This window comes from Monashia sp. NPDC004114 (assembly GCF_053603855.1).
The window spans coordinates 156,761-180,681 of the sequence record NZ_JBSGGK010000002.1; the positions used below are offsets into that span (position 1 = coordinate 156,761).

The window sequence follows — 23,921 nt, forward strand, 5'->3', positions numbered from 1 at the left end:
ACTCTCAGCCCGTCGATCCGAGCTGGCGGTCGATGGCGTCGACGACGGCGGCGACACCTGGGCCGCCCATGACGACGTCATAGTGGTTCGCGTCGACCTCGGTCGTGACAACTCCGGGAGGGACGCCGATCGCCGCCAGGCGACCTGGGTCGTAGAGGCCCTGCGGCTCGTCCAGCAGCCCTCGGCGAGCCCAGACGAGCTCGGCTCGGACGCCCTGCTCGACCGCTCTGGCGAGGGCACCGTGCGTCTCGGGGTCGGCCATCACGTCTGCGCCGTCGGCTCTGACGGCGTCGAGGACGCACGAGCTGCGCCAGGCCCCCGGTGTGGCCGCGTCCTCGACGAGATCGTGCTCGATGTAGGCCCGCGCGACGTCGCCTGCCGGGCCGCGCAGCACCGGGCCGAGGGCGGGATGCCGGTCCCAGAACCCGAGGTATGCCGCAGGGCCGGCGAACGTCATGCGCAGTCGGTCCATGGCCGGGCCGATGACCGACTGCAGGGCAGCGTCGATGTCGAGGCCCGGCGCGACGGGGAACGCCAGGCCCCCGTCGACGAGGACGATACGGCGGAACCGGTCGGCATGGCGGGCCGCCGCGAGCGCCGCGACGAACGCGCCCATGGAGTGGCCGACCAGAACGGGCGCTGCCGCGAACGCGGTAGCCACCGACACGAGGTCGTCCACGTGCGCGCCGAGGCCGTACGGGCCCGGTGCAAAGCGGCTGTCGCCGCGACCTCGAAGGTCCGGGGCGAGGACTCGGACCGTGCCTGGACCGTGACGCCGAGCCACCTCGTCGGCCACCCGCCGCCAGGACAGGCCGTTCGCGGTGATGCCGTGGACGGCCAGCACGACCGGCGCATCGGGAGCGGCCGAGCCGACGGTGAGGTCGTGGATCGCGAGGCTCCCCTCTGGCAGCTCGATGACGAACGCGGACTGAGTGGTCATGAAGCCCCTGCCTTCCTGATCAGCCTCGCGCCGAGCCCGGTGATACCGGAGGGTGCGAAGTACACGACGACGATGAAGAAGACCCCGAGGATGAACAGCGGCTCCGAGAGCACCTGGCCGACAAGCGGTGGCAGCGCGTCGATGAAAGGCGCGCCACTCACCTCGACCAGCCTGGCGTCTGCATAGGTGTACAGCATGCCGCCGACTACCGCGCCCCAGCGGCTTCCCGCGCCGCCCAGGACCACCATGAGGAGCAGCGACAGCGTGAACTCCGAGGTGGTCAGATGCGGGTTCGACCCGCCGAGCACCAGGGCGTGGACGATCCCGCCGAGCGCACCGAGGGCCGACCCGACGACGAGAGCGAGCAGTCGCACCCGGTAGGTCCCGAAGCCGAGGACCGCGGCCCTGGCGCCGTTCTCGCGAACCGCCGCCATCGCATGGCCGGCCCGCGACCGCACGACGAGGGTGACCACCAGCCAGGCCACGACGAGGAAGGCCAGGGCGAGCCAGTACCGGTACGGCGCGTTGGCGACCCCGACGAGCCGGCTGGGCAGCTCCGCACGGTCGAGGGTGATGCCCTCCTCGCCGCCCGTGACCCCGCCCGGGTTGCGCATGACGAGAATCGAGGCTGCCTGCGCGAACGCGAGCGTCACCATGGCGAACGCGATCCCACCGACACGAAGAGCGACTCCCCCGACGACCAGCGCTAGCAGGGTCGATGCGCCGAGGGCGAGCGCGGCCGCTGCGGGCAGGGGCAGGCCGAGCGCCGACACCGAGATCGTCAGCAGGTAGCTGCCCGAGGCGACGAACAGGGCGTGCCCGAAGCTGAGCAGGCCGGTCCTGCCGAAGAGAACGTCGTAGCTGAGCGCGATCCCGCCCATGACAAGACACGTGGCGAGCAGCTGCATCGACCCTGGCCCGTTGAGTCGCCCCGGGAGTATGCCGGGCAGCTCGGCGGGCACATACGGCAGGTAGGCGAGCACTCCGAGGACGAGCACCGCCAGGAGGGCCCCGAGTGTCGGGATACGCCGCCTCGAGCGGGCCGTCGCGAAAGGACCGTCGAGCGCGGTCCGAGGTCCCGGCTCGTCAGCCCAGATCTCGGTCCTGGTCGGGTCGGTACTGGTCAGCTCGGGACTGGTCAGCTCGGGACTGGTCATGGCGTCGCTCCCTTCAGGGTCGAGGGGCGGAGCAGCAGGACCAGTGCGAGCAGGAAGACGACCGACAGGTCTCCGACACCGCTGGCCGCGTAGAAGTTGGCCAGCTGCTGGACGAGCCCGACCACGACCGCGGCCACGGCCGTGCCTGTCAGCGCACCCATTCCGCCGATGACGACGACGATGAAGGCGTAGATCAGCAGCGAGCCACCCTGCGTCGGGGACACGGCTCCGGCGTACTGCGAGTACATGACGCCGGCCAGGCCCGCCGCCGCCCCTCCGATGGCGAACACGACGGTGAAGGTCCGGTGCACGTTGATGCCCAACGCTTCGACCATGGTGCGGTTCTCGACTCCGGCTCGGATGACGAGCCCCAGCCGGGTGAGCTGCAGGAGGGCGACGAGTCCCGCGAACAGGGCCCCCGCCATCAGGATGTAGACGAGACGGTCGTTGGGTAGGCGGGCACCGAGGACCTCGGTCGTGCTGCTCATCCATGCCGGCTTCTCGACGGGTCGCGGGTCTGCGCCCCAGGTCCCCTGCGCCGCAGCCACTCCCGCAAGCGAGAGGCCGACGGTGACGAGCACTTGCTGGATGTGGTGCCGGTAGAGGGGGCGGATCAGCAGCACCTCGACCACGAGGCCGATCCCGGCACCGACCGCGATCGCGACGACGATCGCGCCCGGGAGCCGCCCGGCGGCCGGCCAGCTCCCGGGCAGAGACTCCATGACGATCCACCCGGCGTAGGCGCCCGCCGTCATGAAGACGCCGTGCGCGAAGTTGAGCACGCCCATCAGGCCGTAGATCAGGCTCAGCCCGCTCGCTGCGAGGAAGTAGAGTGCGCCGAGCCCGAGACCGGTGACGAGCAGCAGGACGAGGTCGCTCATGCGGCCCCCGCCCTGTGCATCGAGACGCCGAGGAGCTGCCGAGTCAGCGCCGAGTCGGCGACGAGCTCGCTCGCGCCACCTCGGTGCACCACCGTGCCTGCGTCGAGGACCACGACCTGGTCGGCGATCCGCCGAACAAGCGGGAGGTTCTGCTCCACCAACAGGATCGGCGTATGTCGGGCCACCTCCGCCAGCACGTCCGCCACCTCCGTGACGAGCTTGGGCGCCAGGCCCTTGGTGGGTTCGTCGACGAGCAGGACGTCGTTGTCGCGCAGCAGGACCCGGGCCAGGGCCACCATCTGCTGCTGGCCACCCGAAAGGGTGCCGGCACGCTGGGCCCGCCGCGTGAGCAGGTCGGGGAACAGGTCGGCGATGACCGGAGCCTCGACGCCCCGTTCAGGATCGACGAGCCTGAGGTTCTCGTCGACCGTGAGAGCGGCGAAGACCTCACGGTCCTCAGGCACGTAACCCACGCCCCCACGCACGATCGTGGCCGTCGAGGAATCGTGGATCTCCTTGCCGCGCAGCGTGATGCGGCCTGCGCGCGGCGCAAGGCCGATGATGGCCTTGAGGGTTGTGCTCTTCCCGACGCCGTTGCGGCCGAGCAGCGCGGTGACGCCCCGGTCTGGCACGTCGAACGTCACCCCCTGCAGGACGTGCGACCCCCCGTATCGCACGTGCACGTCGTCGAGGCGCAGCACTACCCGGTCCGGACCTTGTCGCCCGCCGGGCTGCATGGCGTCCGGCGACCCGGAATGCTCGGTCGACGTCCGGTCCGTCACAGTGCCTCCCCGAGGTATGCCCGCTGGACCCGCTCGTCCGCGGTGACGTCGTCGGGTGCTCCGACGGCTAGGAGCTGACCGTGGTGGAGCACTGCGACGCGGTCTGCGAGGCCGAGCACCACGTGCATGTGGTGCTCGACCATCGCGACCGCCACCCCGGCGTCGCGCACCTCGCCGATGATCTCGGTGAGGCCGTCGACGTCCTCGGCCGACACGCCCGCCATCGGTTCGTCGAGCAGGAGCACGGCCGGCTCCGACGCGAGGGACATGGCGAGCTCGAGCTTGCGACGGTCCCCGTGCGACAGGTCACCGGCCAGCGTCTCCGCACGACCCGGCATACGGACCCGGGCCAGAAGGCCCGCCACGCGCTCGCTGTGGCGGTCCCGTGCGCCGCGGAACGGCGACATCGATGCGGGACGGGCGGCCTGGACCGCGAGGCGCACGTTCTCCCCCGCCGTGAGGCCGTCGAAGAGGGCCGATGTCTGGAACGACCGGGCCAGCCCCATGCGGGCGCGCGACGTGGCGCTGGCTCGGGTGATGTCCTTGTCCCGCAAGGTGACCCGGCCGCTCGTCGGTCGGGTCACCCCACTGAGGACATTGACGAGCGAGGACTTGCCCGCGCCGTTGGGACCGATGACGCCCACCAGCTCCCCGGCACCGACCTGGAGCGACACGCCGTCGAGGATCTGCGCGCCGCCCACCTTCCAGCCGACGCCCTGTGCGGTGATCACTTGAACTGCGTGACCGGCGGCGCGACGGCGGCCGGGTCGAGCGTCTCACCGAGCTGGGGGACGATGTTCGTCCCGTCCTGCTTCAGCGTGGCGGTGAACATCGGCTGCAGCAGCGCGTGGTCCTCGGCCCGGATCTCGAGGGCGCCCTTGGGGCCGTCGAACTTCCAGCCTTCGAGCGCGGTGACCATCTTGTCGACGTCGTCCCCGCCGGTCTCCAGCGCGTGCACGATCATCTGTCCCGCGACGAAGCCGTCGTTGGTGAACAGGTCGACGGTGCTGCCCTGAGCCTTCATGCCCTCGTCGAGTGCCTGGTACGCCGCGTTGTCCGCCGCGCCGTCGAAGAAGTGGGACAGGAAGGCGATCTTCGTCGCGACCTCGCCGAAGAGCGGGTGGGTCGCCTTGATGTCGAGGCCCGTGACGACCTTCGTCCGGTCGAAGACGCCCTGCTGGCCGAGGGTCGTCCACATCGCCGTCGCGTTGGCCCCGGCCCAGGCGACGAAGAGCAGGTCGGGCGTCGCGCTCTTGACCTTCGTGGCGAACGGGGTGAGATCGGTTGCGGCGGCGGGCACCTCGACCGCGCTCACGGTGGCGCCCTTGCTCCCGAGGATGGCGGTGACCGCGGCGACGTTCGCCTTGCCGAAGGCGCTGTCCTGGGCGAGCACGGTCACCTTCTTGCCCTTGACGTCGCCGAGCATCGACCCCGCCGTGGCGACGTCCTGGTAGGTCTGACGGCCCGAACGGAAGGTGTACCGGTTGGCTCCGGTGATCGCATCCGCGGCGGCCGGCCCGGAGATGAACAGGACCTTGTTGTCGTTCGCCAGCGGCGCGACCTGCAGGGCCACCCCGGACGCGGTCGAGCCGGCGATGATCTTGTTGCCCTGGCCGATCAGGTCCGTCGCCGACGCGACGGCCTTGGCGGGGTCACCCGCATCGTCCTGCTCGGTGAGCTCGATCTTGTGCCCGGCCACCGCGCCGGTTCCCTTCGTGGCGTAGGCGAGGCCGGCGGTGAGGCCCATCCGGTACTGCTCGCCGTAGCTGGCGAGCGGACCCGACTTGGAGTAGACCAGTCCGACCTTGTACGGCGCGGCCGTCGCGCCCGAAGCCCCTGCGGTCGAGTCACCCGCGGCAGGGGCGCCGGGCTGACCGGGCGAGCCGCAGGCTGCGACCGAGAACGTGATCATCGCGCTCGCCACGGCGAGGCTCCAACGCTTGGACACCGATGTCCTCCACCTCTGGTGGGCGCTCGCGCGTTTGCTGCGACGAGATCCATTGACGCCCAACCGTTTCCGGCGAACGTAGTCGGACGGACGGAGGGCCCGGATGGGGTGTCCCACCACAAACACGCCGGACTCGTGTGCTTCGACGACACGGTGCGGCCCCCGCCGGGCGCGGGGCGACGCGGGTCAGGTCAGGCGCGGCTCGAGGTCTGCCACGACCTGGTCGGCCGTGAGGCCCAGCTCCTCGAGGATCTGGCCGCGCGACGCGTGGTGAAGGAACCGCTTGGGGATGCCGTACGAGTGCACCGGCGTCGCGACGTCCGCCTCCCCGAGCGCAAGCGTCACGGCAGCGCCGACCCCGCCACTGACGAGGTTGTCCTCGATGACGGCCACCGCACCGGCCCTGCGGGCCAGCTCCACGAGCTCGTCGGCCACCGGGACGACCCACCGGGGGTCGACGACGCGGACGGTCCGGCCATGGGCGGCGATCTTCTCGCCCGCCTCGATCGCGAGTCCGGCGAAGGCGCCGACGCCCACGACGAGCAGGTCGACCTCGTCGCCGGAGTTCTCGAACAGGACATCGAGGCCACCGATGCTGCGCACCGCCGTCAGCGGGTCGGCGACATCGCCCTTCGGGAAGCGGATGACCGTGGGGCCGTCGGCGACCTCGAGGGCCTCGCGCAGCTGCTTCTTGACCTGGTCGCCGTCTCGAGGTGCGGCGAGTCGAAGACCAGGCACGATCGAGGTCAGGGTCATGTCCCACATACCGTTGTGCGAGGCGCCGTCACTGCCGGTGATCCCGGCGCGGTCGAGGATGAAGGTGACCCCGGCGCGGTGCAGCGCGCAGTCCATGAGCACCTGGTCGAAGGCCCGGTTGAGGAAGGTGGCATAGACCGCGACGACCGGGTGCAGGCCGGCATACGCGAGCCCGGACGCCATCGTGACGGCGTGCTGCTCGGCGATGCCGACGTCGAAGACGCGGTCAGGGTAGGCCGCGGCGAAGCCGTCGAGGCCGACCGGGATGAGCATCGCGGCGGTGATGGCGACGACATCGCGGCGCTCGGCCCCGATCGCGACCATCTCCTCGTTGAACTCGTCCGTCCAGATCCGGCCGGCGACCTCGAACGGCAGGCCCGTCTCGGGGTTGAACTTGCCGACCCCGTGGAACTGGTCCGCAGCGTCGTCGACCGCCGGCTGGTAGCCGCGCCCCTTCTGTGTGAGGACGTGGACGATGACGGGTCCCCCGAAGTCCTTTGCCTTGCGCAACGCCCGCTCGACCGCCTGCTCGTCGTGGCCGTCGACGGGCCCGAGGTACTTGAGCCCGAGGTCCTCGAACATGCCCTGCGGCGCGACGATGTCCTTCAGGCCCTTCTTGACGCCGTGGAGCGTCTCGAACATCGGTGCACCGACGACGGGGGTCTTCGCCAGGGACCGCTTGCCCCACGAGAGGAACTTCTCGTAGCCGCGGGTGGTGCGAAGGGTCGCCAGGTGGTCGGCCAGACCGCCGGTCGTCGGCGCGTAGGACCGCTCGTTGTCGTTGACCACGATGACGAGCGGGAGGTCCTTGTCGACGGCGATGTTGTTGATCGCCTCCCAGGCCATCCCGCCGGTCAGGGCACCGTCGCCGATCACCGCGACCGTATGCCGCCCGGCCTCGCCGCGCAGCCGCCGACCCTTCGCGATCCCGTCGGCCCACGAGAGAGCGGTCGAGGCGTGCGAGTTCTCGACGACGTCGTGCTCGGACTCGGCCCTGTTCGGGTACCCGGAGAGGCCACCCTGCTTCTTCAGCTTGCTGAAGTCGTGGCGCCCGGTGAGGAGCTTGTGGACGTACGACTGGTGCCCGGTGTCGAAGACGATCGTGTCGCTCGGCGAGTCGAACACGCGGTGCAGCGCGATCGTGAGCTCGACGACGCCGAGGTTCGGCCCGAGGTGCCCACCGGTCTTGGACACCTCCGTGACGAGGAACGTGCGGATCTCCTCGGCGAGCGCCGGCAGCTGGGTCTCCGGCAGCGCCCTGAGATCGGCCGGGCTCGTGATCTTCTCCAGCAGCGCCACGCTGGCTCGTCCTCTCGGTGCTTGTCGTCGTTCGGCAGACTCGAACGGGGTCGATCGAGTCTACGGGTCAACGCACGAACGCTCCCAAAGGTGCACCTGACGCGACGTACCTCACGTCGCACTTGTCCCAGGCCGTGCCTGTTTGTGCGTGGCCGGCCGGACAGGTCTTCACCCCACCTTCACAGGCGTGGGGCGAAGACCTTGCCCTGCAGCGCCTCGTGGAGCAGGCTCGCCCCGCGGCTGGCGGCCCGCAGGCGCATCCCCTCCTTCTCGATCTGCAGCAGGATCTCGGCGAGCGCCTCCGGAGGGACGTCCGGCCCGATCGCCACGCGCGCCTCACGCCAGGCCTCACGCATGGCGACCACCTGGCCGTCGAGGTGCCGGCCGGCCAGCCAGGCGAGCGCGATGGGGTGCCGTCGCCACCCGGCATACGACCGGTAGTCCGGCGGGCACTGGTCCAGCAGCCACATGACCGCGCGGTCCTCCCACCCAGGGGTGTGAGCGGGCGGCACGCCGGGCGGCCAGCCGGGAGGAGTGTGCGCGGTCACGGTCCCAGTCTGCCTCGGCGGGCGGCAGCTGACGTGAAGGGGGCGGCGACCAGGTCAGCGCAGGCGCCGCCCCTTCGTCAGGAGATCTGGGTCACCAGTTCGCCTCGGGCGGGGCGACCGGGAGCTCCACGGTGTCGGGGTGGATGACGTAGACGATGCCGCCGCTGTGGGGCGCCCAGACGTTCTCGAACTGCTCACGGTCATAGGTGACGCGGACCTGGCCGTTGTCGGGGATGAGGTGCGACGCCGGGTCGTTGCAGACGACGTCGCCGTTGGGTGCGAACCCGACGATCACCATGAGGTGACCGTTCGTGCTGTAGCCCGCCCCCTTCAGCTCGCCCTTGGTGAAGGAGACCGACGCCACCAGTGGGATCCCGGCCTTGATGAACTCCTCGGCCTCGGTCAGCGTGCGCAGGCGGGTGACGAAACCGCGCAGGCCGCGGGTCGCGGCATACGCGGCGTTGAACGGCCAGTTGCCCGCCCCGTCGTAGGTGTAGTCGAAGACGTTGCGCGCGGTGAAGTCGACCTGTGGGTCGCTCTCGTCAGGGATCTGTGTCGTGACCCACTGGGTCTCTGCTGCGCTCGGACCGGCACCCCAGTAGGCGACGACCATCGACGTCGACGTCGGCGAGCACCAGGCTTCGCCGCCGTTGTCCCACTGCGGGAAGTGGCCCTTGTGCTTCTCCTGGGAGAAGGTCGGGACGTTAAGGGTGGTGCCGCAGGCGGGGCCGTTCGGGCTGCGCGGCACCTTCTTGTCGCCCGGCAGCGCCGAGGCCATGGCCCCGAGCTCGGTGATCGTGGGGACGTCGCTGGAGCCCACCGGCCGGTACAGGCGAACCTCGAGCTCGTACGACGTCAGGGAGAACCCGCTCCGGGTGGCCAGAGTGTCGGTGAAGACGGTGGCGACCGTGTCACCCTGGCCGTTGAGGGACGTCCGGTGGATGCCGCCTCCGTCGGCGGGGTCCTTGGCAGCCCAGCGGCCGAGCACGTACTGCTTCGTCAGGGTGCCGCCACCCTGGTCACCGCGAACGAGCACCTCGATCCATGACTCCCCGGGGGTCGAGGCGTTCCACGACGCGACCAGCTCGGTGAGTCCGAAGAGGAGGGGCACGGTCGGCGCGACCCAGCGGGCGACCTCGTAGGCGCGCGGCGTCGGGTTCGCGGCGTGGGGGTCGGTGTAGGAGACCGTTTCCTGCGACACAGCGAACGCGATGCCCGCATCGGAGACCGCGACCCCGTAGCCGGTGCCACGCGAGAAGTCCGTACCCGCCCACGACGAGCGGGCGATGTGGCGGGTGGAGTCACCCTTCTTGGCCTGGACGGCCCTGGCGCGGGGCGCGACGCCGACGAGGGCGACGCCGGCCGCGGCGGTCGCGAGCAGGGTGCGACGGCTCGGCTGGAACGGTGACTCTGAGACGACGGAACGACTGGGCATGGCTGACCTTCCTGGAGGGGAAATGGCGGGGCCAGTCAACACCCGTGCGAGTGGCGAGGGGGGCCTAGCAGCAGAAAAAACCGCGACCGGGCCGTCTCCCACCACAAGATCACCCGTTCCGGGTGCCGGCTGGACGCCGGACGGGTCAGCGCCAGTTCGCCTCGGCGGGCGGGGCGGGCAGCTCCGCGGTCGGTGGGTGCATGACGTAGGCCAGACCCCCGTTGTGCCGCAACCAGACCCGCTCGAACTGGTCCCGCCGGTAGACCGTCCGCACCTCGTCGTTGCTCGCCACGAGGTGGGAGTTCGGGTCGTTGGAGATGACGTCACCCTCGTCGGTGAAGCCGACGACCAGGAGCAGGTGGCCGTTCGTGTCGTAGCCCGCGCCGTCGAGCTCGTCGACGGCGAAGGTCACCGAGACCACGAGCGGTATGCCGGCCGCGACGAACCGCTCGACCTCCGTCAGGTCGCGCAGTCGGGTGACGTAGGCACGCAGCCCGCGCGAACCGGCGTATGCCGTGTTGAACGCCCAGTTGCCCGCACCGCGGTAGGCGCGGTCGTAGACGCGTCGCACACCGTGGACGACCGACGGGTCCGTGTCGTGGCCCACCCACGCGCTCTCCGCCCGGCTCGGGCCGATGCCCCAGTGCTCGAGCACCATCGTCGTCGAGGTGGGCGAGCACCAGGACTCGCCCCCGTTGTCCCACTCCGGGAAGGTCCCGACGTGCAGCCGCTGCGAGTGGCGCGGGACGTCGATCTCGTGGCCGAGGCCGACCGAGGGCGAGCTCGCCGGAGCGTCGTCCGGAATCGCGAACCAGGACGCTGCTCCGGCGACGAGTGACACCGACGGCCAGGACGCCCCGGCACTCGCGTGCCCCGCCTCCTGCGCGAGAGCCAGCCCGGTCAGGCGCAGCTGCCAGCGGTCGAAGTGGCGGCCGGGCGCGGCGAGGTACGTGTCGGTCTCGACCTGGCCCGCGTCGAACCCCTGGCCGGTGACGGTCGTCCGGGTGATCGGGGACTCCCCCATCGGGTCATCCTGCGCCCACCGGGCGAAGGTGAACCACGGGGTCCACCCGGCCTCGTCGGCCACCCGGCCCTCGACCAGCAGCCACGTCCCAGGGGGTGTGGCGGCGTTCCACGACGGGATGAGCTCCCTTGCGGGGAAGGCAGACTCGACGACCGGAGACTCCCACCTGCGCGCCACGTACGTCTGGGGCCGTGCCCCCTCGACGTGCTCGTCGGCATACGTCAGGGGTTCCGCAGAGGCCCAGCCGATGCCGTTCTCCCACACGGTCAGCGTGGCGTGTCGCTCGTTCACCGGATGAGCATGCCAGAGGCCGAAAGGCCACGTCCGGCAACCCTCCCGAAGTCCTTCTCGACCCGGGAGGGCGCCGCACGCGGCCTGTCTCGGAACTCTCAGACCGTCCCGGCGGTGCGGTCCGTCAGCTCGCGACGAGCGAGCGCAGGACGTAGTGCAGGATGCCGCCGTTGCGGTAGTAGTCCGCCTCACCGGGGGTGTCGATGCGCACCACGGCGTCGAGCTCGACCGTCTCGCCACCGTCCTTCGCCGCGACGACCTTGACCGTCTTGGGCGTCCGGCCCTCGTTGAGCTCGGTGATCCCGGTGATCGAGAAGGTCTCGGTGCCGTCGAGCCCGAGCGAGTCGGCGTTCTGGCCTTGGGGGTACTGCAGCGGGATGACGCCCATGCCGATGAGGTTCGAGCGGTGGATCCGCTCGTAGCTCTCGGCGATGACTGCCCGCACGCCGAGCAGGCGGGTCCCCTTGGCCGCCCAGTCACGCGAGGACCCCGAGCCGTACTCCTTGCCGGCCAGCACGACGAGCGGTGTCCCCGCCTCGGCGTAGCTCTGGGCTGCGTCGTAGATGGTCGTCTGCTCGCCACCCTGGGTGAAGTCGCGGGTGAAGCCACCCTCGACGCCGTCGAGCAGGAGGTTCTTCAGCCGGATGTTCGCGAAGGTGCCGCGGATCATCACCTCGTGGTTGCCGCGCCGCGAGCCGTACGAGTTGAAGTCGCGCTTCTCGACGCCGTGCTCCGCCAGGTAGCGGCCCGCCGGGCTGTCCGCCTTGATCGAGCCGGCCGGGCTGATGTGGTCCGTCGTGACCGAGTCGCCGAGCTTGGCCAGCACCCGTGCCCCGGCGATGTCCTCGACCGGGGCCGGCTCGGCCGCCATGCCCTCGAAGTACGGGGGCTTGCGCACGTAGGTCGACTCGCCGTCCCACTCGAAGGTGTCGCCCTCGGGCGTCGGCAGCGACCGCCACCGGTCGTCACCGGCGAACACGTCCGCGTAGTCCTCCGTGAACATGTCCTGGTTGATGCTGGCGGCGATGGTCTGCTCGACGTCCTCCGGCGCGGGCCAGATGTCCTTGAGATAGACATCTGCCCCGTCCGAGCCCGTGCCGAGCGGCTCGGTCTCGAAGTCGAAGTCCATGGTCCCGGCGAGTGCGTAGGCGATGACGAGCGGCGGGCTCGCGAGATAGTTCATCTTGACGTCCGGGTTGATCCGGCCCTCGAAGTTCCGGTTGCCCGAGAGGACGGACGTGACCGCGAGGTCGGCGTCGTTGATCGCCTTGGAGATCTCCTCGTTGAGCGGACCCGAGTTGCCGATGCAGGTCGTGCAGCCGTAGCCGACGAGGTGGAAGCCGAGCTTCTCCAGGTAGGGCCACATGCCGGCCTTGTCGTAGTACCCGGTGACGACCTTCGAGCCCGGAGCCATCGAGGTCTTGACCCACGGAGCGACCGTGAGGCCCTTCTCGACGGCGTTCTTGGCGAGCATCGCGGCCGCCATCATCACGGACGGGTTGGACGTGTTCGTGCAGCTCGTGATCGAGGCGATCGACACGATGCCGTGGTCGATCTCGAACTCGCGGCCCTCGGCATCGGTCACCGCGACCTTCTTGGAGGGACGGCCGTTGGCCTTGCCGTCGTGCGGCTTGTCCCCGCCGTTGTCGTCGCCCGGGTCGCTCGCGGGGAAGGACGCCGCCGAGCCCGGGTCGCCCTCGTCGTGGGCGACATAGGTCGGCAGGACCTTGCGGAAGGACTCCTTGGCCGCCGAGAGCTCGATGCGGTCCTGTGGGCGCTTCGGACCGGCGATCGAGGGGACGACGGTCGACAGGTCGAGCTCGAGGTACTCGCTGTAGCGGGCCTCGGGGGTGTCCGCGCCCAGCCACATGCCCTGCTCCTTGGCGTACGACTCGACCAGCGCCACCTGCTCGTCGGAGCGGCCGGTGAGGCGGAGGTAGTCGAGCGTGACGTCGTCGATCGGGAAGATCGCGCAGGTCGAGCCGAACTCGGGGCTCATGTTGCCGATCGTCGCGCGGTTCGCGAGGGGCACCTGGGCCACGCCCTCGCCGTAGAACTCGACGAACTTGCCGACGACGCCGTGCTTGCGCAGCATCTCGGTGATCGTGAGGACCACATCCGTCGCCGTCGCGCCGGACGGGATCGAGCCGGAGAGCTTGAACCCGACGACGCGCGGGATGAGCATCGAGACGGGCTGGCCGAGCATGGCGGCCTCGGCCTCGATGCCGCCGACGCCCCAGCCGAGGACGCCGAGGCCGTTGACCATCGTCGTGTGGGAGTCGGTGCCGACGCACGTGTCGGGGTAGGCCACGACCTCGCCGTCGATCTCGCGCACCATGATGGTCCGGGCGAGGTGCTCGATGTTGACCTGGTGGACGATGCCGGTGCCCGGAGGCACCACCTTGAAGTCGTCGAAGGCCGTCTGGCCCCAGCGCAGGAACTGGTACCGCTCCTTGTTTCGCTGGTACTCGATCTCGACGTTGCGCTCGAAGGCGTCAGGACGGCCGAACACGTCGATGATCACCGAGTGGTCGATGACGAGCTCGGCGGGCGCCAGCGGGTTGATCTTGGCGGGGTCGCCCCCGAGGTCGGAGACCGCTTCGCGCATCGTGGCGAGGTCGACCACGCACGGGACGCCCGTGAAGTCCTGCATGATGACGCGGGCCGGCGTGAACTGGATCTCCGTGTCCGGCTCGGCGTCCTCGTCCCAGGAGCCGAGGGCCCGAATGTGGTCTGCGGTGATGTTCGCGCCGTCCTCGGTGCGGAGCAGGTTCTCCAGGAGCACCTTGAGGCTGTACGGCAGAGTCTCCTGGCCGTCGATCCCCGCGAGGCGGTAGATCTCGTAGGACTTGCCGTCGACCTCGAGGGTCCCCTTGGCCTTGAAGCTGTCAACACTGCCCACGACGGGCTCCTTCCAGCAGCTGAAGTTGGATGTCACGGTGCTCGATTTATCTTGACGTCAAGATATATCTAACCACACGCGCTCGGCGCTGTCAGTCCACACCTGCGGCCCATCTTGGTCGCATCCATGCCGCTTGTCTGCCCCGGGTGCCTCGGCCGCAGGGATCGTCGGCGCCCGCCCCCGGCACGGTCACACCTCGTGCACCACGACGTCGTCATCGGGGTCGAGGTCGACCTCGTCGCCGACCCGGATCGTGCCCGATGTCAGCAGCCGCAGCACCGAACCGGCGCGGTCGTGCAGGGCCCGGGCCGCACCCTGGCCGATCTCGTCGTCGAGGAGCCGGCATGGGGCGGCGACCCTGACGACCTCGAGCTCCACATCCCCGATGAGCACTCGCGCGCCCGGCCTGGTCGGGATGTCCCCACCGCTGATGGTGATGTTCCGTCGCGTGAGCCCTGGGTCGATGGGGGCGCCGAGGTCGTCCGCGGCGGCCCTGAGCGCCTCCGCCGACTGCACCGTCACGTGGCGATGCCTGCTCCCGTGGTAGCGGTCCCCGACGAGCCCCGCTCCCGCCTCGGCCGCCACCCGGTCGACGGACTTGGTCGGCAGGCGTCGCCCCGGGGCGATGTGGATCGACACGACCGACGGCTTCATCAGACCTCCGAGTCCGGGGCGGGCTCCAGGACCGCGATGCACTCCACATGATGGGTCATCGGGAACGCGTCCCAGGCCTCGACCGAGCCGAGCGTGTACCCGTGGTCAGCGGCCGCGCGCACGTCCCGCGCCAGCGCGGCCGGGTCACAGGCGACGTACACGACCCGGCGAGGCCGCATCCCGGCGACCATGGCCATGACGTCCTTGCCGGCGCCGGTGCGCGGCGGGTCCAGCACAACCAGGTCGGCCGAGATGTCCTGGGCCACAAGGGATCTCAACTCGCGGTCGACGCGGTTGGCCCGCCACTCGACGTTGTCCAGGTGCTCGGTGTTGCGTATGCCGTTGTCAACGGCCCGTGCGTCGCCCTCGACTCCCAGCACGAAACCCCCGGGCGCCACGAGCTCACCGAGGCGCATCGTGAACAGGCCGGAGCCGGCATACAGGTCGAGCACCCGGTCGCCGGGACGGGCCGCGAGCAGGGAGACGACCCGCGACAGGAAGGTCGAGGCGGCCCCGGGATGGACCTGCCAGAAGCCGCGCGCGGCGACGACGTACTCCCCCACCCAGTCGCCGTGTCGAGCCAGCTCGCCGACCAGGCCACCGGATGCCACGGACCCGCGAGCGCCGCCTGCCCCACCCACCGGCACGAGAACGGGCTCGTCCGGGTGAGCGGCGTCCACGACGTCGACGGACTCGACGTCTGGCCACTCGGTGTCGAGCACCCCTGAGTCGATGACTCCGCGCGTCGCGATGAGGCAGTCGTCGAGGGGCACGACGGAGTGGGACCGGTGTCGCCGCAGACCGGGACGACCCTGCCCGTCGACGGCGAACTCGACCCGGGTGCGCCAGCGGAGCCCGTCGGTGTCGCCCGGCACCGGACTCACCTCGAGGTCGACCTCGAGTCCGGCGATCCGCGCGAACTGCTCGCGGACGACCGCGGCCTTGAGGGCGCGCTGCACGGACGGAGCCACGTGCTGGAAGTCGCAGCCTCCACACTCTCCGGGGACGGCATACGGACACGGCGGGTCGACCCGCCCGGGCGCGGCGACCAGCACCCGCACCGCGTCGGCGCGGACGAACCGGTCACCGACGTTGCCCTCGGTGACCCGCGCGACGACCTGCTCGCCTGGTAGCGCATGACGCACGAAGACGACCTGCCCCTCGTGGCGGGCCACACAGTGGCCGCCGTGGGCGACCGGACCGACCTCGACGGTCCATTCGGTGCCGACGAGCGACGGCGCGTCCGACTCCCGAGCCCGTGGTCGACGGTCAGTCACAGGTTGCCGCCGCGGAGCGAGCCGCTGATCGGGGGCTCGTCCACCCACGCCCGCTCGGCACCCTCGGACGACGCGAGCTGCCAGGGCACGCTGACGACCATGACACCCGGGGTGAACAGCAGCCGTCCCTTGAGACGCAGTGCGCTCTGGTTGTGCAGCACCTGCTCCCACCACTTGCCGAGGACGTACTCAGGCAGGTAGACGGTGACGATGTCGCGCGGGTTGCCCGAGCGGATCGACTTGACGTAGTCGAGGATCGGCCGGGTGATCTGACGGTACGGGGAGGCGAGGACCTTGAGCGGGACCGGGATGTCGTGCTTGTCCCACTCGGCGAGCAGCGCCTGGGTCTCGTCGTGGTCGACATCCACCGTGACGGCCTCGAGGTACGACGGCCGGCTCGCCCTGGCGTAGGCCAGGGCCCGCATCGTCGGCTTGTGGACCTTGGAGATGCAGACGATGGCGTGCACGTGGCTGGGGAGCATCGGCCGGTCGACCTCCCAGTCGACCGCAAGCTCGTCCCGGACACGGGCGTAGTGCTTCTTGATGCCGAGCATGAGCACGAAGAGCACGATCATGGCCAGGATCGCGTACCTCGCCCCGGCCTGGAACTTGGTGATCAGCACCACGACGAGCACGGTGGCAGACATTGCTGCGCCGAGGGCGTTGATGACGCGCGAGCGCTGCATCCGGCTCCGCTCGCGCGGGTCCCGCTCGAGCCGAAGGTGCCTTGTCCAGTGCCGGATCATGCCGGTCTGGCTCGTCGTGAACGACACGAAGACGCCCACGATGTAGAGCTGGATCAGGGCAGTGACCTCGGCCTTGAAGATGATGACCAGGACGATGGCCGCCGCCGAGAGCATGAGGATCCCGTTCGAGAAGGCGAGCCGGTCTCCGCGGGTGTGCATCTGCCGCGGGAGGTAGCCGTCGCGGGCCAGGATCGAGGCCAGGACCGGGAAACCGTTGAAGGCGGTGTTCGCGGCGAGAACGAGGATGATGCCGGTGACGATCGAGACGAAGATGACGCCCAGCTGGAAGTTCGCGAACACCGTGGTCGCGAGCTGCCCGATCGTCGTGTGCTGGACGTAGGTGTCACCGACGGGCACGCCGTCCTTGAGCAGCTGGGTCGCCGGGTTGTCGGCCATCTTGACGCCCGTCCACATGCTGAGCGCGATGATCGACGCCAGCATCGTGATGGACAGGGTGCCCATGAGGAGCAGCGTCGTTGCGGCGTTCTTGCTCTTGGGCTTTCGGAACGCCGGCACGCCGTTGCTGATGGCCTCGACTCCGGTCAGGGCCGCACACCCCGACGAGAAGGCGCGCAGCAGCAGGAAGGCTGCTGCGAGGCCAGTGACCTCCTCGCCGCCCTCGGGGACGAGCGTCAGGTTCGCGCTCTCGGCCGGCAGCAGGGTGCCGGTGACCTTCTGGATGAAGCCGACGATGCCCATCCCGATGATCGCGACCATGAAGGCGTAGACCGGGACTGCGAAGGCCTTGCCCGACTCGCGGACACCTCGGAGGTTCATGGCGGTGAGGAACACGATGAGCCCCACCGCGATGATCACCTCGTTGCCTCGCACGAACCCGAGGACGGTCGCCGCGTTCTGCACGCCCGAGGAGATCGACACCGCCACGGTGAGCACATAGTCGACCAGGAGCGCGCTCGCGACCGTGAGGCCCGCCTTCGGCCCGAGGTTGACGGTGGCGACCTCGTAGTCGCCGCCACCCGAGGGGTAGGCGTGGACGTTCTGGCGGTACGACGCGACGACGACGACCATGACGAAGATGACGCCCAGCGTCACCTGCCAGCTGTGCGTCATGACGAAGGCCCCACCTGCGAGGCCGAGCATCAGGAGGATCTCGTCGGGGGCGTACGCGACCGAGGACAGCGCGTCACTGGCGAAGATCGGCAGGGCGAGCCGCTTGGGCAGCAGGGTCTCGCCGAGCTTGTCGCTGCGCATCGCGCGACCGAGCAGGAGGCGCTTGAACAGCGAACCGGTACCAGGCACGACGCAACTGTATGACGTAACCGGCGCCCGCACGCGACGCCGGTCCACAGGCAGGTCGGGGCGAGGCGGGTGCGTCCGAGACTGTCCCCGACCGTGCCGAGACGGTAGGCCGTCCGGCGCGTTTCACGGGCTGGGCACACCCCGGTGGGTGCGGGGTCGGTGGTGCTCGCACGGTGTAGCGTCGCGTCCGTGCACTTCGTCATCATGGGCTGCGGCCGCGTCGGGTCGACCCTGGCCCGTACGCTCGGGCGCAGCGGCCACGACGTGGCGATCATCGACGCGGACGCCTCGGCCTTCCGTCGGCTCGGCACCTCGTTCGAGGGGCAGACGGTGACCGGCATCGGGTTCGACCGCGACACCCTCATCGCTGCGGGGATCCGCGAGGCCTACGCGTTCGCCGCCGTCAGCAGCGGCGACAACTCCAACATCCTCGCCGCGCGTGTCGCGCGGGAGACCTTCGGAGTCGAGCATGTCGCCGCCCGCATCTACGACCCGCAGCGGGCGATGGTCTACCAGCGCCTCGGCATTCCGACGGTCGCCACCGTGCGTTGGACGGCCGACCAGATGATCCAGCGGCTGCTGCCCCAGGGCGCGGTGCCCGAGCTGACCGACCCGAGCGGCAAGATCGTCATCGCCGAGGTGCCGATGGCGCAGGGCTGGATCGGCAAGCCGCTCCTGCTCATCGAGGAGCAGACCGGCGCGCGCGTCGCGTACCTCACCCGGCTGGGCGAGGGCGTCATCCCTCGCATCGACACCGTGATCCAGCAGGGCGACCTCGTCCACCTGGTCGTCCCCCGCGACGACCTCGCGCGGGTCGAGCGGCTGTGCGACCAGCCGCCGGCACCCCACTGAGCGGCCCCGAGGAGAAGGAACCCATGCGCGTCGTCATCGCCGGAGCGGGAAGCGTCGGCCGCTCCATCGCCCGAGAGCTGCTCGGCAACGGGCACCACGTGCTGCTCATCGACAAGGACGCCGACGACGTCCAGGCCTCGCGGGTGCCGGAAGCGTCGTGGCTGCTCGCCGACGCGTGCGAGCTCGCGGCCCTCGAGGAGGCGCGGCTGGAAGAGGCCGACGTGGTCGTCGGCGCCACCGGGGACGACAAGGCCAACCTCGTTCTGTCGCTGCTGGCCAAGACGGAGTTCGGCGTGCCGCGGACCGTCGCCCGGGTCAACAACCCGAAGAACGAGTGGATGTTCGACGAGTCCTGGGGCGTGGACGTCGCCGTGTCGACCCCTCGCCTGATGACGGCCCTCATCGAGGAGGCCGTGAGCATCGGCGACCTCGTGCGGATCTTCGAGTTCCAGCAGGGCCGCGCCTCGATGGTGGAGATCACGCTCCCTGAAGGCAGCCCTTTCGCCGGGCGCCGGGTGGGCGACGTCGACTGGCCGACCGACACCGTCCTCGTCGCGATCATCCGCGAGGAGCGCCCGCTCGCCCCGACCGCCGATGATGCGATGGAGGCGGGCGACGAGCTCCTCTTCATCACCACGACCGAGCAGGAGGAGAAGCTCCAGCAGCTCGTGGCCCCCGGCAGCCGTCCTCGGCGCGACGAGGAAGACTGAGCCGGCACTGAGCCGGCACCAGCCGACGCCGGACGCGGCGACGGCCCGCGCCAGACCGTCAGGCCGCCGCCTCGCGCTCGCCCGCGTGCCGCTCGGGGTCGATCGGTGTGCTGCCGCGCAGCAGGATGGCGCCCATCGCCGTGACGGCGAGCAGGTATGCCGGCCAGCCGAGGACGACCTTGGCGACCCCGAGCGCCTCGACCTGTTCCGCGAGGTAGAGCGGGACCATGATCGCAAGGCGTACGACGTTGAGGGCGATGAGCACCCACGCGAGGCGCGCCGCGACGGTGACGATGCCGGGGTGCCTGCGCCACCAGGTGGGGCTCTCGGCGAAGGCCTCGGGCTCGGCGACCCCGACGACGAAGCCGAAGAGCGGCCACCGAGCGAGGTTCGTGACCAGCAGGAGCAGCAGCAGCCCGGCGTTCTGGAGCATGCCCGGCAGGAAGGCGTCCTCCGCCTTGCCGGAGCGAAGCGCGAAGAAGGCCGAGATGCCCACGCCCACCGCGGCATACGCGATGAACCGGATGTCAGTCCGCTGCACCAGCCGCACGAGCAGCAGGACACCGACGCAGGCTCCGGCCACGATGAGCGCGGTCTGCAGGTTCTCGGTGCGGGACCAGGTCAACGCGAAGGCCAGCGTGGGGATGGCCGACTCGGTGGCGCCGCGCCAGCCGCCGATAGCCTCGGACAGCTTGTCGCGCAGCAGCTCCTCGACCGTGTGGTAGCGGCGCAGGTCGGCCTCGGACCGGGCGATGGCGTCGCCTGGCTCCGGTGCGCCGCCGCGGCGCGCTGCCTCTCCGTCCACCTCAGCCATCGGAGGGCGCCGACCGGTAGATGATCTCGTACTCGGGGTTGAAGATCGTCGTCACACTCCGCTGCTTGGTGATGCGGCCGGTCGCCTGCATCTTGATGCCGGGCACGATGCCCGCGATCCGCCGGCGACCGAGCCACACGAGGTGCAGCGAGTCGGTGCCGTCCCAGAGCTCGACGTCGAGCGCCGGTGTCTCGTCGCGAGGGCGCAGAGTGACCGACCGCACCTCACCGGACACGGTGACCCGAGTCCGCGGCCTGGCGTCGCCGATGTGCACCACGCCGAGGTCGGACGACTCCTGGCGCAGCTCGTCCGCCTCGATCTCGTGCGAGGACCGCGTGAGCCGGTGCGAGAACCGGCGCAGCGCGCCGGGATGCCCCGAGCTCACAGGTGCTCCCCACGCGGGTGAGCACGGCAACAGCCAGACATCTCAGCGGACCTCGGTGATCTCGGGACCGCGCTCGAAGGGCTTGAGCTCGCCTCCAGGCGCATCGGCGTCAGGGGCCTCCGCCTGGGCGGCGTCCTGGGCGTCTGGCAGGCGCAGAGGCAGCAGCTCGCGAGGGGGCATGGCCTCCTCCCCACGGTCGATCACCGCGGTACGGATGACCTCGTGGACCGCGTCCGACGCGGCCGGCTCGATGGCCGCACGACCGGACACCACCGCCCGGAGGAACCAGCGAGGACCGTCGACGCCGATGAACCGCGCCGGCATGAACACCGTGCGCCCGTCCGGACCGGCCTGCGGCATCCGGGTGAGCAGCTCCTCGCCGAACTCCCCCGTCACCACCTCGGCCGTGCCGCCCGAGTCGACGATGCTGCCTGCGATCTCGTTGCGGATCTCGATCCACACGCCCTCGGTGCGTGGCGCGGCGAAGGCCTGAAGCTGCACCGCGGACTCTCCGAGCACGGCGGTGACTCCGGTGATCTGCTGCTCCTGCTCGTTGATCTCGAGACGCAGCTCCATGCCCTGCTGGCCTCGGAGCCAGATCGCGCCGAGGTTGAGGTAGTCGGTGCTGTCGGTGACGCTCGAGCGGTCGAGCGGCCCCGTGGGCGGGGCGGACGCGGGGCCGCCCAGGCTGGCGTCGTCGCCCTCGTCGTCGTAGTCGTCGTACTCGGTGCCGTCGCCGACCTCGTCAGCATCGTGCAGCTCGTCGAGCTCGTCACTGACCGCCTCGGGCCGGTCCTTCGGCTTGCGGCTGAAGAGTCCCACGTCATTCCGTCCTTTTGAGTCCTGCTGCCCGGGGGCGTCGCGCCCGGCCGGGAAAAAGGCAGCCGTGCCTGCACGCAGCGCCCGGCGAACCGTATCCGATGGTCACCGCGTGGGCGGCGTCTCCCCCACGTTCGGCGAGCCGTCACCCCCGGCACCGAAACCACCGGTGGATCCATGTCCAGTGTCCCCCCGACTGGTCTCGTCGAGCGAATCGACCTCGACGAACCTCACCCGCTCGACGCGCTGCACGACGAGCTGTGCGATCCGGTCGCCCCGCCGAACGGTGAACGGCTCGCGCGGGTCCAGGTTGACGAGGTTGACGAGGATCTCGCCCCGGTAGCCCTCGTCGATGGTTCCCGGCGAGTTGACGATCGAGATCCCGTGACGCGCGGCCAGGCCTGAGCGCGGGTGGACGAACCCGGCGTGGCGGGGCGGCAATGCGATCGCCACCCCGGTGGGCACCAGCACGCGCTCGCCCGGCCCGATCGTGACCTCGACGCGCGAGCACAGGTCGGCGCCGGCGTCGCCGGGGTGGGCGTATGCCGGCAGTGCCAGGCCCGAGTCGAGACGCAGCACCGCGACCTCGACGTCCGAAAGGCCCTCGGCTGCCGCCGGGATACCCGCCGAGCGGTCCTCGGACGGCGCCGCTGTGGACGCCGGAACAGCACAAGGGTCGGTCACGAGGACCGACCCTACTTGCTCCTGCCCCTGACGCACGGCTCCGCTCAGGCGGCGCACTCCGTGCAGATCATCATGCCGTTCGTCTCCTTGGCGAGCTGGCTGCGGTGGTGGACGAGGAAGCACCGCGAGCAGGTGAACTCGTCGGCCTGCTTGGGCAGGACCCGGACCGACAGCTCTTCACCCGAAAGGTCGGCACCAGGCAGCTCGAAGCCCTCTGCCTGCTCCGTCTCGTCCACATCTACGCTCGACGAGGTCTTGTCGACACGCCGCGACTTCAGCTCCTCGATCGAGTCCTCGCTGAGGTCGTCGTCCGTCTTGCGTGGCGCGTCGTAATCGGTTGCCATCGTGTTCTCTCGCTTCTACTCGTGCTGCGCCTTGCGGTCTGTGAGGCGGAGAACGCTTGCAGGCCCGTGCTTGTTCCCGCACGAAGCCATGCGTCACATCACCTCGAAACCGCTCCCGTTACCGGGATGAAACATCTCCGCGTGCGGCGGATTGTGCCTGATCCCGGAGTCGTTGTCACGTTGCGCGAACCACGGTTTGAGACATCTGCCCGGAAGGGAGGGTGACAGCTGTCCTTTTCGGACCAACAGTTCACCTTTCCTTTGCCATCCGCCTACCCAAGCGGGTGCACAGTGGAGATCCGGCGGCACGGTAGGGTCGGCGGACCCGTCAGAACACTCCCACGGCCCGGAGGTGCACCTATGACCGAGTTCGTCGACCAGATCAGGCAGCGCGTCAGCGATGCCCTCAGCGACCTTGCCGACGCCACCGAGGCCGGCGACGAGTACCGCATCCGGGTCCACACCGGCGAGCTGGAGTCGTTCGCACGCCTCGCCGCGGAGAACGGCATCCGGGTGCCCGAGCTCGAGCCGTTCCGGGCCGCCTGAGTGCCGGCTACCGGCCGAGGAACAGCCCGCGAACCTGCTCTACGAGCGCCGGACCGGCCGCAACGGTGAGCGCCTTGCCGGGCGTCGGACCGTCCCCTACGACCACTCCCCCGGCCTCCTCGACGATGAGCCAGCCGGCCGCCAGGTCCCAGGCGTTGAGCCCGGACTCCGCGTAGGCGTCCACGGAGCCTTCGGCGACCCGGACCAGGTCGAGGGCGGCGCTACCGATGCGGCGGATGTCCCGCACCTGCGGGAGCACGCGACGCAGCACCTCGGCCTGGCGTGCCCGCACCTCGGGTGCGTAGCCGAACCCGGTCGCAAGCAGCGTTCGCCCGATCCGGTCCTCGGTCGACACGGCGAGCGGCACCTCAGGGCTCTGGTCCGGCGTCTCCGGCCGGGTCCATGCGCCGCCCCCACGCCGGGCGTGGTGCACGAGGCACAGCGACGGGTCGGCCACAGCCCCGGCCACCGGCCGCCACCCCGTCTGGGTCGCCGGGTCCCCGACGACCACCGCGACCGACACGGCATATGCCGGCACCTCGTAGAGGTAGTTGACCGTGCCGTCGATGGGGTCAACGACCCAGGTCAGGCCGGAGGTGCCCGCAACGTCCGCGCCCTCCTCGCCGAGGATGCCGTCCTCAGGCCGGGCCCCGTGGATGAGCCGGTGCAGCAGCTCCTCCGAGCGCCGGTCCATGACGGTGACGACGTCGGTATCGGTCGTCTTGGTCGCCGCGACTCCCATCCGCGGGGGGCGCTCGTCACGGATGAAGCGGCCGGCCTCGGTCGCGAACTCGACGCAGAGGCGCTCGAGCTCGCCGAGGTCGACGCCGTCAGGCAGGTCCAGGACCGACTGGCTCGTTGTCATGC

Annotated in this window: 23 protein-coding genes; 3 read left to right on the top strand and 20 right to left on the bottom strand. The window is 70.3% G+C overall.

The window, feature by feature from the left end; translation table 11 throughout:
* Nucleotides 1–4 precede the first annotated feature (4 nt).
* From ACWEOW_RS03500 to ACWEOW_RS03565, 14 genes are all read right to left on the bottom strand, one after another.
* Complete coding sequence (locus ACWEOW_RS03500; RefSeq protein ID WP_452267765.1) at nt 5–940, bottom strand: alpha/beta fold hydrolase; 936 nt, start codon at nt 938–940, stop codon at nt 5–7.
* The gene (locus tag ACWEOW_RS03505; RefSeq protein WP_452267766.1) at nt 937–2,097 is read right to left on the bottom strand and encodes a branched-chain amino acid ABC transporter permease; all 1,161 of its coding nucleotides are present in this window, start codon (nt 2,095–2,097) and stop codon (nt 937–939) included. The genes ACWEOW_RS03500 and ACWEOW_RS03505 overlap by 4 nt, the downstream gene beginning before the upstream one ends.
* Nucleotides 2,094–2,978 (bottom strand): branched-chain amino acid ABC transporter permease, encoded by an 885-nt coding sequence (locus ACWEOW_RS03510; RefSeq protein ID WP_452267767.1) that lies wholly within the window; start codon nt 2,976–2,978, stop codon nt 2,094–2,096. The genes ACWEOW_RS03505 and ACWEOW_RS03510 overlap by 4 nt, the downstream gene beginning before the upstream one ends.
* Nucleotides 2,975–3,760, bottom strand: coding sequence for an ABC transporter ATP-binding protein (locus ACWEOW_RS03515; protein WP_452267768.1), 786 nt, complete (start codon nt 3,758–3,760; stop codon nt 2,975–2,977). The genes ACWEOW_RS03510 and ACWEOW_RS03515 overlap by 4 nt, the downstream gene beginning before the upstream one ends.
* Nucleotides 3,757–4,491 (bottom strand): ABC transporter ATP-binding protein, encoded by a 735-nt coding sequence (locus tag ACWEOW_RS03520; protein WP_452267769.1) that lies wholly within the window; start codon nt 4,489–4,491, stop codon nt 3,757–3,759. The genes ACWEOW_RS03515 and ACWEOW_RS03520 overlap by 4 nt, the downstream gene beginning before the upstream one ends.
* Nucleotides 4,488–5,708, bottom strand: coding sequence for a substrate-binding domain-containing protein (locus tag ACWEOW_RS03525; protein ID WP_452267770.1), 1,221 nt, complete (start codon nt 5,706–5,708; stop codon nt 4,488–4,490). The genes ACWEOW_RS03520 and ACWEOW_RS03525 overlap by 4 nt, the downstream gene beginning before the upstream one ends.
* 186 nt (nt 5,709–5,894) lie before the next feature.
* Nucleotides 5,895–7,763: a 1-deoxy-D-xylulose-5-phosphate synthase gene (dxs, locus tag ACWEOW_RS03530; RefSeq protein ID WP_452267771.1), complete on the bottom strand. Its 1,869-nt coding sequence runs from the start codon at nt 7,761–7,763 to the stop codon at nt 5,895–5,897.
* A 179-nt stretch (nt 7,764–7,942) separates the two neighbouring features.
* Nucleotides 7,943–8,311 carry a hypothetical protein gene (locus ACWEOW_RS03535; protein ID WP_452267772.1) on the bottom strand — a complete coding sequence of 123 codons (369 nt, stop codon included), beginning with the start codon at nt 8,309–8,311 and terminating at the stop codon, nt 7,943–7,945.
* A gap of 91 nt (nt 8,312–8,402) precedes the next feature.
* Nucleotides 8,403–9,746 (bottom strand): peptidase C39 family protein, encoded by a 1,344-nt coding sequence (locus tag ACWEOW_RS03540; protein ID WP_452267773.1) that lies wholly within the window; start codon nt 9,744–9,746, stop codon nt 8,403–8,405.
* Between the two features lie 145 nt (nt 9,747–9,891).
* Nucleotides 9,892–11,061, bottom strand: a complete 1,170-nt coding sequence (locus ACWEOW_RS03545; RefSeq protein ID WP_452267774.1) for a C39 family peptidase — start codon at nt 11,059–11,061, stop codon at nt 9,892–9,894.
* Nucleotides 11,062–11,185: 124 nt separating this feature from the next.
* Nucleotides 11,186–13,963 (bottom strand): aconitate hydratase AcnA, encoded by a 2,778-nt coding sequence (gene acnA, locus ACWEOW_RS03550; protein ID WP_452267775.1) that lies wholly within the window; start codon nt 13,961–13,963, stop codon nt 11,186–11,188.
* 189 nt (nt 13,964–14,152) lie between these two features.
* Nucleotides 14,153–14,617 (bottom strand): MOSC domain-containing protein, encoded by a 465-nt coding sequence (locus tag ACWEOW_RS03555; RefSeq protein WP_452267776.1) that lies wholly within the window; start codon nt 14,615–14,617, stop codon nt 14,153–14,155.
* Nucleotides 14,617–15,894, bottom strand: a complete 1,278-nt coding sequence (locus tag ACWEOW_RS03560; RefSeq protein WP_452267777.1) for a class I SAM-dependent RNA methyltransferase — start codon at nt 15,892–15,894, stop codon at nt 14,617–14,619. The genes ACWEOW_RS03555 and ACWEOW_RS03560 overlap by 1 nt, the downstream gene beginning before the upstream one ends.
* A complete protein-coding gene (locus ACWEOW_RS03565) occupies nt 15,891–17,852 on the bottom strand; it encodes an APC family permease (protein WP_452268022.1) in 1,962 nt (653 codons plus the stop codon). The genes ACWEOW_RS03560 and ACWEOW_RS03565 overlap by 4 nt, the downstream gene beginning before the upstream one ends.
* Nucleotides 17,853–18,089: 237 nt before the next feature.
* On the opposite strand from ACWEOW_RS03565, the gene ACWEOW_RS03570 reads away from it, so the two are divergent.
* Nucleotides 18,090–18,752, top strand: a complete 663-nt coding sequence (locus tag ACWEOW_RS03570) for a potassium channel family protein (RefSeq protein ID WP_452267778.1) — start codon at nt 18,090–18,092, stop codon at nt 18,750–18,752.
* A gap of 23 nt (nt 18,753–18,775) precedes the next feature.
* Nucleotides 18,776–19,462: a potassium channel family protein gene (locus ACWEOW_RS03575; protein ID WP_452267779.1), complete on the top strand. Its 687-nt coding sequence runs from the start codon at nt 18,776–18,778 to the stop codon at nt 19,460–19,462.
* A gap of 58 nt (nt 19,463–19,520) precedes the next feature.
* On the opposite strand, the gene ACWEOW_RS03580 is transcribed toward ACWEOW_RS03575, so the two are convergent.
* From ACWEOW_RS03580 to ACWEOW_RS03600, 5 genes are all read right to left on the bottom strand, one after another.
* Entirely contained in the window at nt 19,521–20,276 is a 756-nt protein-coding gene (locus tag ACWEOW_RS03580) for a DUF3159 domain-containing protein (protein WP_452267780.1), read from the bottom strand.
* The gene (locus ACWEOW_RS03585) at nt 20,269–20,661 is read right to left on the bottom strand and encodes an OB-fold nucleic acid binding domain-containing protein (RefSeq protein WP_452267781.1); all 393 of its coding nucleotides are present in this window, start codon (nt 20,659–20,661) and stop codon (nt 20,269–20,271) included. Before ACWEOW_RS03585 ends, ACWEOW_RS03580 begins: the two co-directional genes overlap by 8 nt.
* Nucleotides 20,662–20,703: 42 nt before the next feature.
* Nucleotides 20,704–21,483, bottom strand: a complete 780-nt coding sequence (locus tag ACWEOW_RS03590; protein WP_452267782.1) for a DUF3710 domain-containing protein — start codon at nt 21,481–21,483, stop codon at nt 20,704–20,706.
* Between the two features lie 102 nt (nt 21,484–21,585).
* Nucleotides 21,586–22,164 (bottom strand): dUTP diphosphatase, encoded by a 579-nt coding sequence (gene dut, locus ACWEOW_RS03595; protein ID WP_452267783.1) that lies wholly within the window; start codon nt 22,162–22,164, stop codon nt 21,586–21,588.
* 44 nt (nt 22,165–22,208) lie between these two features.
* Nucleotides 22,209–22,508: a DUF4193 domain-containing protein gene (locus ACWEOW_RS03600; protein WP_452267784.1), complete on the bottom strand. Its 300-nt coding sequence runs from the start codon at nt 22,506–22,508 to the stop codon at nt 22,209–22,211.
* Nucleotides 22,509–22,868: 360 nt separating this feature from the next.
* Here ACWEOW_RS03600 and ACWEOW_RS03605 point away from each other — a divergent pair, with 360 nt between their 5' ends.
* On the top strand, nt 22,869–23,054 hold the full coding sequence (locus ACWEOW_RS03605) for a hypothetical protein (RefSeq protein WP_452267785.1): 186 nt from the start codon (nt 22,869–22,871) through the stop codon (nt 23,052–23,054).
* Nucleotides 23,055–23,061: 7 nt separating this feature from the next.
* Here the strand turns inward: ACWEOW_RS03605 and ACWEOW_RS03610 are convergent, their stop codons facing one another.
* Nucleotides 23,062–23,919, bottom strand: coding sequence for an inositol monophosphatase family protein (locus ACWEOW_RS03610; protein WP_452267786.1), 858 nt, complete (start codon nt 23,917–23,919; stop codon nt 23,062–23,064).
* Nucleotides 23,920–23,921 lie beyond the last annotated feature (2 nt).